The following is a 12,328-nucleotide window of genomic DNA, read 5'->3' as shown; positions in this document are numbered from 1 at the left end:
CTGACCTTGATGAACCCAACTCAGAAGAGTGTCAAAGTTGTGAGCTCCGAAGTAACCAAGATAGACCCAGACGGGAACCGAAATGATCGCAGCCATAAAGTCCAAAGTTACAAATCGGTAAAAGGAAATTCGATCCGAGGTTCCTGCTGTGAGATAAATCGGCATTCGGAGACCCGGCATAAATCGAGCCATAAACGTGACCCAGTTTCCGTATTTTGCGATCTTGTCTTGGACTTTCGCAAATCTTTCCGGAGTTACGATTCTGGAAATCATTGGGATTTGTAAAACTCGAATCCCGTAGATTCTTCCGAGTAAAAAAACGGAAGCGTCTCCGATCAAAACTCCCGCCATTCCTACCAAAAACATAAAATGAGGATCCGCCTTTCCGAGTCCGGCGATGACACCGCCGGAAACCAGGGAAATATCCTCCGGAACCGGAAGTCCGAAACCGCAGAGGATCAACACTAAAAAGACGGCGATATATCCGTAATCGGAAAAGATGTGAACAAGAAGATTTAAGAATTCCATTCTTACTGGGTCGCCTTGAAGTTAGAATTTCAGAGACATTAAAATCTGGCTCCTTTAAAATAGCAGTAAACAAACAAAAAAAGTAAGGAGACTTTTTAGAAAAGTTCCCGATTTTGGGGAAAGTGTATTATTCTAGAAACGAATTGATTCAAAAAGAGGAAGCGGGTCTCGCTCCTTATGCTGTCTCCAGCGCGAATAACGGAGGAAGGATCTACGAAGAAGAAGAACATTCTTACCGACTTCCTTTCCAGAGGGATCGGGATCGGGTTCTTCACTCCAGCGCCTTCAAACGTCTCCAATACAAAACCCAGGTTTTTATCTTTTCCGTAGGGGAGAATTATAGAAATCGAATGACTCATACGTTGGAAGTCGCGGGACTTTCTAGGACGATTGCGAGCGCTCTTGGTCTCAATTCTCATCTTTCCGAAACGATTGCGCTCGCTCACGATCTCGGCCATACTCCTTTTGGTCACGCTGGACAAGACGTTCTTTCCGGTTTGATGAAGGATCACGGCGGTTTTGAACACAACAAACAGTCTTTGCGGATCGTAACCGCGATCGAAAAAAAATATCCCGGTTTTCCCGGTTTGAATCTTTGTAGAGAAACTTTGAAGGGATTGATGAAACACGGAGCCGAGTATGAAACTTCGGGAATGTTTTTATCCAGACAGGAAGACGGACCTTCTCTGGAAGGGATGATCGCAGATCTCTCGGACGAGATCGCCTATACGAGTCACGATATCGAAGACGGTTGGGAAATGGGTTATCTGCATCTCGGAGATTTATCCGAAAATCGTTTTTGGAACGAAGTCTACCGGGATTGTAAGACACGTTATCCGGAAGCGGCCGAGAAAATTTTAATCCGAACTTCGATTCGAAATCTCACAAACGCGATGGTCTCCGATCTCATTCGGAATATTTCCTCACAACTGGAAAAAAACCAAGTCCGTTCCAGGGAGGATCTGGGAAGAATTTGGAAACAAGGTGTGAGAGTTGCGAGTTTTTCGGAAGAAGTCGACACCCGGTTTCGCGAGCTCAAATCCTTTCTCTACGAAAGATTGTATCGACACGAAGATCTTGTAAGAATGAGCGATTACGGAAAGAAGGTGATCGAATCCTTATTCGACTATTTTCTCAAACATCCCGAAAAAATTCCGGAAACTTACAAAGAAAGAATCGAGGAAGAATCCTTATACCGGGTGATCAGCGATTACGTGGCGGGAATGACCGATCGATACGCGGAAAAAATCTATCAGTCTTTGCCGTAATCTTCTATTATTGGATTGGCTTCACTTCCGTCTTTTCTTCAACCGCCGTCACCGGTTTTGAACAATAATTTGCGATGATCATGATGGGGATCGTTTTGTTTGGACAATAGTTGACGATTCCGATTTGGAATTCTTCTTTTTTGGATCCTAAATTGAAAATTCCGAAACTAATCGCCCGTTTTTTTTCAGGAGGAACTTCCGCGTTTGAACCTATATTCACAATTCCTAAATTAACCGAACTTCCCTCGTTCAAATTGACGAATCCTACATTGAGACCTTCTGCCCAATTGAACAAACCGAAGTTGAATTTTCCGCTCATCACATTGGCGACGCCAATTGAAAGCCCGAAGTTTTTTTGATCGCGATTTTTATTTTCCTGTTCCTGTTCCTGTTCCTGATCGTAATCTTCATAAGGCCCTGGTCTCGGCATTCCTCTATCCAAGAAAAAATTAAAGTTGAAAAGTCCGATTTTCAAAGTGCCATACGTTGGGTTTGAATTGTTTAGAAGTCCCGCCTGAATTCCGATCGAATTTTCGGCTACGTTAACAATTCCGATCTGGGTTCCGATCAGATGATCAACAGAATTCAATCCTCCTAGATTGATTCCGTAGAGGTGACTTACTTCACCGGAAAGTAGATTCAGTCGAAATACTTCTGTTCCCGTCTTGGGTGGAATTTTCGCGGTCAAGCGAGGTGTGAGAGCAATTCCGCAATTGTAGAAGAGGATCCAGCAAAATGATACGAGAAGAATGGAAAACTGCGATGATCGTTGCATTGATGATCCTAATTTTCGAATGTTTCTTTTTCGGTAGGTTCGATAATAGTTTCGGACTTTTCAGTCGCCTTTGAGTCCGCACAGTAGTTAGCAAAAATCATGATTGGAACCGTATTGTTCGGACAATAGTTGATGATTCCGATTTGCAGTTCGTTTCTCCTGCCACCTACATTGACGAGTCCTAAACTGATTGCCGACTTATCATTATTGTGAACAGAAATGCTCAATGTATTATCGATTAAGTTTAAAACGCCAATGTTAACGGAATTGCCTGCGTTATTATTTAATAGCCCTAGATTGAGGCCGCCTTTTCCCCAATTGTATAAACCGAAGTTGAATTTGCCGCTCATAAGATTGAATACACCGACTGAAATTCCAATGTCTTTTTCGGGCAGTTTTCTGTTCTTATTGTTGGGATCGAGTCCCGATAGGATTAGCGTTACGTTGAGAAGTCCAATTTTTAGAGTGCCATAGGTCGGCTGCGAATTATTGATTATACCAACCTGAACTCCGATTGAATTTTCGGCAAAATTTACGATCCCTACTTGAGCACCGATTAGACGATCCGTTGAATTGATAATTCCTAGATTGATTCCATAGATAGAATCAACCTTTCCATAGAGTAGATTCAGTCGAAACACTTCCGTTTCCGTTTTGGGTGGAATTTTTACGGTTAGCCGCGGCACCAAAGCGACACCGCAGGCGGTGACGAGCGTGGAAACAAGGAAAAGAAAGAGAAACTTTGGTCTAAAAAAAAATAGAATCGTTCCGAATCGCGATTTTAAGTTTGGGTTATGCTCGATACGATTCATCGAATTCGGGTTCAAGTTTTTTTTTAATCAAAATACTAGAATGGGAAATTTCACTTTGAAAAAGATAGATTGCAATTCTTATAATATTCAAAAATTAGACTTTTTTCTTTAGAAGCGCTCATTGTCACTTGATCGGAACGGTCTTGGATTGGGCTTTTTCTTCGACAGGCGCCGATGATTTGATGCAATAGTTGATTCCGATCATGATGGGGAAAGGGCCTTCCGAGCAGAAATTCAAAATCCCAATTTGAAAATTGCCGTCTTCTCCCATGTTGATCGCTCCGATGCTGAGTCCCTTGCCGGAATTGATGATTCCGAGGTTTACCCCGTAGCCGTAGTTAAAGCCGCCCACGTTGATTCCCAATCCTTCGTTGTTGATGAGACCGATCGTCGCTCCGCTGCTACCTTTGTTGTATAGACCGGCGGTAAGATAAACCCCGCCGTTGGAAGCCTTGTTATAAAGCCCGACTTGAATTCCCGCTCCGGTCTCTTCGACTTTATTGACCCCGCCCACTTGGATGGTCAAACCGCTGTTTTTTGCTTCGTTGTAGAGGGAAACCTGGGCGCCGTAGGACTTTCCGTCCGAAAGATTGACCCCGCCCACTTGAACTCCGATCAATCGATCTTTTACGGAATTGATTACCCCGATATTGACTCCGTAAAGATTTTTCACTTCTCCGTAGAGAAGGTTTAATCTTACGAGTTCAGTTTCCGTTTTTGCCGGCGTTCTTACAAAGGATTTCTCTCCCCGCAGTCCCCCGACCCCACAATTCAAGGCGAAGGCCGCAACGGAACTCAGAAGGAAAATGATAAAAGTGTAATTTAAAGAATTCTTATGTTTCATAGTTATTTACAATAGTTAAATCCGATCATGACCGGAAATCTTCCCTTTCCGCAAAAATTAAGAAGTCCGAATTGTATAGTAGGAGGTTCGGTCTCGTCTTCTCCCGCCGAATTGAAAAGGCCGATATGAACTCCGGACCCTCCGTTAAAGACTCCGATACTGACTCCGCCTCCTTGGATGTTCAAAACTCCCAAGTTAAGGCCTTGAGAATTTTCGTTTAAGGCCCCGAGATTGATTCCCTGTGTGGAAAGGTTCGTGACTCCGATCATAAGCCCGCTCGTCTTATAATTGCCGACGCCTATCGTAAGATCGTAACCTCGTTTATCACTTCCTAAGTTGATAATTCCGGCTTGGATTCCTTTGGAATCTCCGTTTGTGGAATTTACGATTCCCGCTTGAATTCCAAAACCTTTGTTCTTTGCCGCATTGACCACGGCCACTTGGAATCCGTAGGTTTTTCCTTCCGAAAAATTCACGATTCCGAGTTGAGCTCCGTAGAGATTTTCCTGGACTTCGTTTAACAATCCTACGTTGATTCCGGCGAGAGTTTTGACTTCTCCGTATAAAAGGTTGAGCCGAAAAATTTCGGTTTCCGTCTTAGGGGGTATTTTCGTCGTTATGCGAGGGGTAAGCGCTAGGCCGCAGTTACTCAAAAGGATCCAGCAGAATAGTACGACGGAGCAATGTTGGTATTTGATTCTAATTTTCATGTGTGGTTTGTGCTGAAATTTGTGAGGGCTTTTTTCACAGAAAATGAAAGTTTGTCAACTTCGTTTTGATTCTCCGATTCTCTAATCCGTCATAGACGGAAAATACGTCCTTGTTTCGAATCGACTGTTTTGATGTTTTAAGATTTTTCTTTAGTAAGATAGCAGTAGTTTGCAAGGATCATAACGGGAATTGGTCCAAATTCACAAAAATTGATTATTCCAAGGGTGAATGTTTTGCCGAATCCGTGATTGATCAATCCGATAGTAAACCCGTTTGTCAAAATGTTGATGAGACCTACATTGAGTCCGCCGACGAAAAGATTGGCGATTCCTACATTCGCACCGCCGTCGGAATCTAAATTGATCACTCCAACCGTGACACCGCCGATCAGATAGATCGGAATATTTCGTGGATTCAAAGAAAATCTTCCACCGTAGTTGATTAAGCCCGTTCGAATCGCATATCCTACGCCATCCAATCGATTATAAACTCCGATTTGAATCGGAATCGTTCCGTTCATCGCTTTATTTAGAATTCCAATTTGAAAACCCGTGAGGTCAGATCTTACCTCATTTGATATTCCGATACTAAGCCCAAATAGTTTCTCCGTTCTTCCATGGATTAAATTGATCCGAAGTATTTCCACATCTGAGTTTTGCGGAATTTTGACTATAGGATTATCCCTTTCGATTCCCCCGATGGCGCAGGAAAATAAAAAGAGAAAACATCCGATCCAGATGCAGATTTGGGTGAGAATTTGCGAATATCGCTTTTTCAAAGTTATGTGCTATTGCCGAAAGACGGTCGACAAAGAACGTTTCCTACGGGACTGTTTTAACTACAAGAGTGTTGGATATATTTTGTTTGATTTTCTTGAAAATTAAAACAGAAGAGAGGATCTGATTTTGAATCGAATTCAAATCAAGTTGAAAAAATTTTTAAACTAAGGCGCTTTGCGCCAATGAAAACTACTTCAAAATCGAAATTCATTTTTCGTTTTTGAACAAAAAGGAGATTCAAAATTTTATAAATCTTAGAACAAGGCTTTTAAAACATCTCGAATCCGAATACAAAGTTTATCCACTTCCTCTTCGGTTGTAAACCATCCGGTCGATATCCGTATCGCGCGCAAGGCTTCTTCTTCGCTAAATCCCATGGACAAAAGAGAAACAGCTGGTTCTCTGGATCTGGACTTACAGGAGGAACCGGTCGATACTACAAAACCGGATTCTTCCAGTCCCATCATAAAAAAATCGACGTCGTCCGTGGGAAGAAGACAAAAGGAGGTGCTCGCGATCCGCGGGGATTCTTTTCCTATGATTTTGCAACCGCATTCTTCCAATACGCTTTCGATTTTGGTTTGATAGGTTTTTAGAATTTCGTCTTTCTTTTTGATCTCGGGAATTCTTCTTTTTAGAATATACGAAAGAGCTAATATTGCGGGAGAATTTTCGGTTCCTGCTCGGTGATTGTTCTCCTGATTTCCTCCGCGAAAAATTCCGAATTCTTTTTCAGAAACCAAATCGGAACGAATCCAAGTGCCGGATGCGCCCATCCCGGCTCCGATTTTATGACCCGAAAACGTTAATCCGCTCAAGATAGAAAAGGGAATTTCTATCTTTCCAAAGGATTGCATCAGATCGGAAAACAAAGGAACGCCGAATTCTTTTGCGAGTGCGGAGATTTTTTCGAGAGGTTGGATGACTCCGGATTCGTTGGCGACGTGTAGGACAAAAATGGGAGCCGGTTTTTCTTCCAAAAGAATTCGAAGATGGGAAAGATCGATTTGTCCGTTCGAAAGGGAAATAATCTTTCTCGTCTCAAAACCTGCGTATTCCAGCGCGGAATACATAGAAGCGTGTTCGAAAGAAGATACGATCGCCGATCCGGCAAACGTTTCGGAGATAGCCTGCGTTAGGAGGTGATTGGCTTCGGTTCCCGTGGAGGAAAAGACAAATTCTTTTGCGGGTTTGCCCGTATATTTTTCTAAAACCTTTCTGGCTTCTTCGATTTTTCCCTGTCTCGCTAAGGAAAATCGGGTCGCGCCGGAAGGATTGTAGAAATCGTTGAGATAGTCGTTTTGAACTTCTACGAGCACATCCGCAAAAGGGGGATGGGTCGCGTTGTAATCAAAATAATGAATCTTCTTCGACATAGAGTTCATCCGCTTCTTCGTATCTTCCTTTTTTTCGGAGAACGTATCGTAAGAGTTTTTTTCTGTCTTCGACAAGGTCACTTCTTCCGGCTCCGGTCGTCCGATACGCTTTATCGATCGTATAAAGTTCGGATTCCAGAGACTGTAACCCCTGTAAGGCTAAATCCAATTCTCCCTTTCGAATCTCGGAACGAATATTCATCAATTGTGCTTCGAATACCGAGCCCTTATCTAAGAAGTTAGACTGTGCGGCTTCTCGAAAGTAGAAGATCGCTTTGTTCCAAAAAAGCGGGTCTCTTTTTCCGAGTTGATAGTTGAGCATTCCTCTTTTGAAAAGGAGTTCGTCGTATTCGACGGTGCCAGGATCGGAGAAGAAAAGAAGTTTTTCTAAAATTCCGTCCGCTTCCAAAGGAGAAATCGAATTGAGTCCGGTTTTGTAGATTCCGAAGGCGAGTAGGTTGAGAGCTTTTTTGAAATCGTTTGCGTTGACTCTGATATTCCGATCCGGATCGATCAAAAAAGAATTGGATTTGATCTGAGACCAAACGCGCATCTGATTTTGTTTTTCGGTCAATACGTTCATCGGATTGGGATCTTGATTGCAGGAGAAAAACGGTTTTTTGGGTTTACTATTTTCGATCGCGACACGAACCGATTCTTCCGTGTTTCGAACATAGTCCGCGTATGCGAGCAAAACTTCTTCGGGGCGACAAACCGCCAGAGCCGTTCGTTCGATTTTTTTGGGAACGGAAAAATCCGGTCCTGAAAAATTCAAAGCCCTCTTATAATAGTCTAACGCCTCTAAGACGGTCGGATATGTGCTTTTCCAGTATTCTCCGGGATTGAGTCCTCCCGTGATCGGGTTTCTCGATCTTGTTTTGGAAGAGATTTTTTTTTCTCCGGAGGATTCTTCTTTTATTCCGGAATCCTTAAATCTCCAGATATGAATCGAATCCGTCCAAGAAGGTTTGTAAAGAACTGAATCTCTCTCGCTCATCGAATAATAATAAAGACAGGCTTCCCTCATCAGATCGAGATCCGGGATTCTTTCCCCTTGATCTTGATAAGCGACTTCCCTTTGCAGGATCGAATCTCCCTTTTCGATAAATTCTTCCGCGGTCTTGCGATCGTAACCGGGCGGTCTCACCATCAGCGCAACTTTACTCAATAATTTATATCGATTGGGAAGGATCCAGGCGGCCGCGGCGGTCCAAGCCAAAAGTAGGATCAGAATGAATTTTTTATTTTCTCGGATGTATGTTAACAAGATGAACCGCTCCGCTCGTTTGGAAAATTGATTCGACTCCTAGACGGATTGTGCGCAGAATGAAATTCCGGACCTATTGACGGGATGGTTCCTGACGTATGGAACATTCTTCTCAAATCTGTCCCGTTACCCGAATGAATCAAGCAAATAATAAAAACGTCTTTCGTAGACTTTCCGGTTTCGTGTCTTTCCATCTTTGGGTCTTGGTTTTTTGTTTTACGGTTTTTCCGTTCTCTCTTTTTTCGGAAGAAGAATGTGAATACTCACAATCCACGGTCGCTCCCGAATTCTTTTTATCTCTCGCCTTCGACAAACAAACCGATGCGACCAAAGGAACTTCTCAGGAAAAATCAAAAAAAGCTTATGAAGAATCCGTAGGTTTTTACGAAAAATACATCCGTTGTTCCGAAATGCTCAAACGGCCCGTTTCTCCCGTTTCCCGAGTCGCCAAGGCAAACGGACATTTCGCATTGGGACAATTTGAATCGGCTGAAAAGGAAGCTGACTTTGCGATTCAAGCCGATCCTCAGTTTCGAGACGCCTATCTTTTGAAAGCGAGGGTTCTCATTCGGATGGGAGAATATCAAAAGGCGAGCGACTATCTGGAAACGAACCTGAGTCGATTTGCGGACGATTCCGATCTTCTTTATCTTTTAGGATCTTTGAATCAGGAACTCAAAAATTTTCCGAGGGCGATTCTTTATCTGACTTCGCTCAGCGATTCCATTCGAAATCGGGAAGGAAATCCGAAATACAGATCCTATGTGGATAAGTCTTTGGGTGAAATGTATTTCGCGAGCGGGCAGACAAAAAAGGCCCTCTATTTTTTAAGCTCCTATCTTCAGCAGAATCCTTCGGATATTTCCACAAGGCTCACGCTCGCGAGAATCTGGAACCAACTCGGAAAATTCGCTTCCGCTCGAAAGGAACTCAATCGAATTCTAAAGGTAAAGAAAAATCTTTCTTCGGTCGAACATCTACTGGCCGAAATGTATTTTATCGAAAGCCGCTCTTACGCATTCGAATATTTTAATATTCTCAATCAACAGTCGAAAATTCCGAAAGGAAGCGTCCTCGACGGATTGTATCTTGTATTGCTCGGAAAATACGCCGAAGCAAAGAAAATTCTTTTGTCCGTAAAGGAAAAATTCCCCGCTCGTCTTGCGGTGCGTCTGGCGATGCTCGATATCTATGAAAAGGAAAAAGATCCACCGAAGTATTTGAGGGAACTCAGAGAAGTTTCGGAAATCGTTTTCGGAATGCAACAGTTCGAACTCGCGGAGAGGACCGCACAAAGAGCGAGTCAAATTCCGAATAAAACTTCCGAATGGAGCTCTGCGGAGATTCATGATTTTTTGGCATCCTGCCACGAACAATCCGGTTTTGTTTATCGTGCGATTTTAGAATCCCGTAGAGCCGTCGAACTTGCCGAGAAAAATTCCGATAAACTCAAATTCCAGTTACATCTTGCTTATTTACTCCGTGCGGATCCTCCTAACAAAAAAGAGGAAGCTGAAAATCTGATCCGTGAAGTTTTGAAATCGGAACCGGAGATGTCTTACGCGAGATATCTTTTGGGAATCGTTCTTGCTTCCAAGGACAAATACAAAGAAGCCTTGGAGGAATTCAATTCCGCGATCGAAAAGGAATCCGGAAACGGGATCTATTATTTTTATCGCGCCTCCGTTCACGAGAAGCTGGGGAATCAGGACGCGATGGAAAACGATCTCAAAAAAGCCATGGAGATCGATCCTACCAACCCGATGGCCTACAACTATTTAGGTTATTATCTTTCCGAAAAGGGAATTCGTTTGGAAGAATCCCTAACTCTCGTCCAAAAAGCCGTGGAACTCGCGCCCGACAACGAGGCTTATCAAGACAGTCTCGGTTGGATTTTTTTTAAGATGGGAAATTTGGAAGAGGCGCTTTTACATCTACAATTGGCGTTTCAGATTTTAAAAGACAAGGGAGAAGAAGACCCCGTGATTTTAGAACATATCGGCGATGTTTACAAAGAAAAAAACGAATTGAGAAACGCGATCGCCTATTGGGAGAAAAGCCTCAAACTTTTTAAGAAAAAAGAAGACACGAATAGAATTCATAAAAAACTTCAGAACGTCGTATTACGACCTTTAAACCCGTAACTAAAAATTCCAAAAAAAAATAAATCAATGAAACTCAAAATACATTCCATTTTATTAATATTTTCGCTTGTGTTCTATGCGTGTATGTCCCCTCAGATCGAAGAAATTTCGTTTCCCGACAAGGGAAATTTGAAATTTTTATCCTCTAAAAATCCGGACGCCGCGCGCATTCTAAAATCGATCAAAGAACTCGAAGACAAAAACAGTTCCTATTCCGGAGAATTCTCCATGAGAATCGAGAACTTTGTCCCGAAAAAGGAAAGTTTTTCCGCGGACGGAAAAATCTATTACGATCGTCCTTCCGGAAAGATGTATATCGAACTTTCGGATCCGTTTTTCGGAATGATCGTTTCCAGAGTGTTTACAGATGGAGTTTCGATTCAGATCAAAACCGCGAATTCGAACACTCAGACGCTTCCGATGGGAGATATCGTCTTTAAGGATCCAAGCGGAAAAAAACAATCCACGATTCCGTTTCCGGTTTTATATTCCCTTCTATCGAACAATAGCTCGGGGCTTGCCGGAGCCGATCCGATCTTTGTGAATCTTTCGGAACGTGCGATTCTTGTAAAAAAACCCGGAGAGGATATTACGTTTTGGATGACCGAGTTTGGGATCAGTTCCGTGGAACTTCTTTCCAAAAAAAGCAATCTAAGAGCGATCACAAAGGTACAGGGGATCGTTTCGTTTCCGCCGAAAACTACGATCACAAGAATCGTAGAACCGAAAACGAATCTGGATCAGAATAAGATCGAAATCAAGATGAAAAAGATCGCTCTTTCGGAGCGGATTCCCGATTCTAAATTTCAGTTTTGAAAGAAGAAGATCGAGGTTTACAGCATTCTTTCTTCCGTCATTTTGGATGAATCTTATTCAAAGATGCGGGTTTAACCATCGAATCCGCGTCGCAGAATTCACATTTTATCGAACTAGGAGCAACCATGCTTTCCGAAATTAGAAACAATCATATCCTGGAACTCTACATTGAAACCAATGAAGTCAATTCTTTGAATGGAGATTTTTTTCGTACGATTTCCTCGAAACTCGAATCGATTGCAAAGGACCCGACGATCAAAGCGGTGATTCTTACATCCAAAAACGAAAAGTTTTTTTCCAACGGATTCAACCCTGAAATTTTCGTGGGGAAAACTCTGGAAGAGATTCAGGAAGTCCTTCGTCTTGCTTTGGACACGGCTTCGAAACTTCTGTTTTTTGAAAGGCCGATCGTATGCGCGATGAACGGTCATTCTATGGGTTTGGGTGCGGTTTACGCGATCTTTTGCGATTATAGAATGATGGTGGAAAAAAAAGGTCGTCTCGGTTTTCCGGAATCCCAGATCGGAATCAACTTTCCTTCGGTTGCGGGTTTTATGTTGAAAGAAACCGTCGGAATCAACGGAGCCAGAGATCTTCTCTATTCCGGAAAAGGGCTCAAAGCGGAAGAAGCCAAAGAGATCGGTCTGATCGACGACGTGGCTGCCTCCACCGAAGAGATGATGGTAAAAGCGAGAAAATACTGCGAGCAATTTAAGGACATGGCGATTGAATCGGTGATCGGCATCAAAGTTTCTCTTCGGGATCCGGTTCGTATGTTTGCCGAAAAAAACGCGGAAAGAGACATCACTCTTCTCTCCAACGCTGTTTTTTCCAAAAACGGTCAAGAGGGGATGAAATCCATTCTTGAAAGAAGAAGACCGGTATTTCAGTAAATTCTAATTTAGAAAAGAAGAATGTTTTAAAGCCGGTGAAATCGCCGGCTTTAATTTGTACAAAGCAAGAATCGGAATCTTTCGGAAAATTCAAATATTGTAGGAGGTTCTACAG

Annotated in this window: 12 protein-coding genes and 1 pseudogene; 4 read left to right on the top strand and 9 right to left on the bottom strand. The window is 42.8% G+C overall.

The genetic code is table 11. From position 1 onward, the window contains the following. Positions 1 to 528 (bottom strand): DedA family protein (locus JWG44_RS15040; protein WP_205275833.1); only part of this gene is annotated, 528 nt, incomplete at its 3' end. Positions 529 to 650: 122 nt separating this feature from the next. On the opposite strand from JWG44_RS15040, the gene JWG44_RS15035 reads away from it, so the two are divergent. Beyond that, on the top strand, positions 651 to 1,796 hold the full coding sequence (locus JWG44_RS15035; protein ID WP_205275832.1) for a deoxyguanosinetriphosphate triphosphohydrolase: 1,146 nt from the start codon (positions 651 to 653) through the stop codon (positions 1,794 to 1,796). A gap of 7 nt (positions 1,797 to 1,803) precedes the next feature. On the opposite strand, the gene JWG44_RS15030 is transcribed toward JWG44_RS15035, so the two are convergent. The 8 genes and pseudogenes from JWG44_RS15030 to JWG44_RS15000 all read right to left on the bottom strand — a co-directional run bounded on the left by JWG44_RS15030 (position 1,804) and on the right by JWG44_RS15000 (position 8,360). Beyond that, a complete protein-coding gene (locus JWG44_RS15030) occupies positions 1,804 to 2,571 on the bottom strand; it encodes an LA_2272/LA_2273 family lipoprotein (protein WP_205275831.1) in 768 nt (255 codons plus the stop codon). An 8-nt stretch (positions 2,572 to 2,579) separates the two neighbouring features. Beyond that, positions 2,580 to 3,383: an LA_2272/LA_2273 family lipoprotein gene (locus JWG44_RS15025; protein WP_232371668.1), complete on the bottom strand. Its 804-nt coding sequence runs from the start codon at positions 3,381 to 3,383 to the stop codon at positions 2,580 to 2,582. A gap of 124 nt (positions 3,384 to 3,507) precedes the next feature. Further along, on the bottom strand, positions 3,508 to 4,227 hold the full coding sequence (locus JWG44_RS15020; RefSeq protein ID WP_205275830.1) for an LA_2272/LA_2273 family lipoprotein: 720 nt from the start codon (positions 4,225 to 4,227) through the stop codon (positions 3,508 to 3,510). A gap of 2 nt (positions 4,228 to 4,229) precedes the next feature. Next, the gene (locus JWG44_RS15015; protein WP_205275829.1) at positions 4,230 to 4,937 is read right to left on the bottom strand and encodes an LA_2272/LA_2273 family lipoprotein; all 708 of its coding nucleotides are present in this window, start codon (positions 4,935 to 4,937) and stop codon (positions 4,230 to 4,232) included. 137 nt (positions 4,938 to 5,074) lie between these two features. Beyond that, complete coding sequence (locus JWG44_RS15010) at positions 5,075 to 5,458, bottom strand: hypothetical protein (RefSeq protein WP_205275828.1); 384 nt, start codon at positions 5,456 to 5,458, stop codon at positions 5,075 to 5,077. A gap of 12 nt (positions 5,459 to 5,470) precedes the next feature. Next, positions 5,471 to 5,716 (bottom strand): annotated as a pseudogene (locus JWG44_RS22710) (LA_2272/LA_2273 family lipoprotein); the annotation flags it as partial. 255 nt (positions 5,717 to 5,971) lie between these two features. Further along, positions 5,972 to 7,093, bottom strand: a complete 1,122-nt coding sequence (locus JWG44_RS15005) for a cysteine desulfurase family protein (protein WP_205275827.1) — start codon at positions 7,091 to 7,093, stop codon at positions 5,972 to 5,974. Then, positions 7,068 to 8,360: a hypothetical protein gene (locus tag JWG44_RS15000; RefSeq protein WP_205275826.1), complete on the bottom strand. Its 1,293-nt coding sequence runs from the start codon at positions 8,358 to 8,360 to the stop codon at positions 7,068 to 7,070. The genes JWG44_RS15005 and JWG44_RS15000 overlap by 26 nt, the downstream gene beginning before the upstream one ends. Before the next feature lie 134 nt (positions 8,361 to 8,494). Here JWG44_RS15000 and JWG44_RS14995 point away from each other — a divergent pair, with 134 nt between their 5' ends. The 3 genes from JWG44_RS14995 (at position 8,495) to JWG44_RS14985 (ending at position 12,213) form a co-directional block, all read left to right on the top strand. Continuing rightward, positions 8,495 to 10,504, top strand: coding sequence for a tetratricopeptide repeat protein (locus tag JWG44_RS14995; protein WP_205275825.1), 2,010 nt, complete (start codon positions 8,495 to 8,497; stop codon positions 10,502 to 10,504). Positions 10,505 to 10,531: 27 nt separating this feature from the next. Then, positions 10,532 to 11,320 carry a LolA family protein gene (locus JWG44_RS14990; RefSeq protein ID WP_205275824.1) on the top strand — a complete coding sequence of 263 codons (789 nt, stop codon included), beginning with the start codon at positions 10,532 to 10,534 and terminating at the stop codon, positions 11,318 to 11,320. A gap of 125 nt (positions 11,321 to 11,445) precedes the next feature. Further along, on the top strand, positions 11,446 to 12,213 hold the full coding sequence (locus JWG44_RS14985) for an enoyl-CoA hydratase/isomerase family protein (protein ID WP_205275823.1): 768 nt from the start codon (positions 11,446 to 11,448) through the stop codon (positions 12,211 to 12,213). Positions 12,214 to 12,328: the final 115 nt, after the last annotated feature.

Origin of the sequence: Leptospira ainazelensis (assembly GCF_016918785.1) — a bacterium.
Taxonomy (GTDB): Bacteria; Spirochaetota; Leptospiria; order Leptospirales; family Leptospiraceae; genus Leptospira; species Leptospira ainazelensis.
The sequence above is the reverse complement of the archived record's forward strand: the minus strand, read 5'-3'. Positions and strand labels throughout refer to the sequence as shown.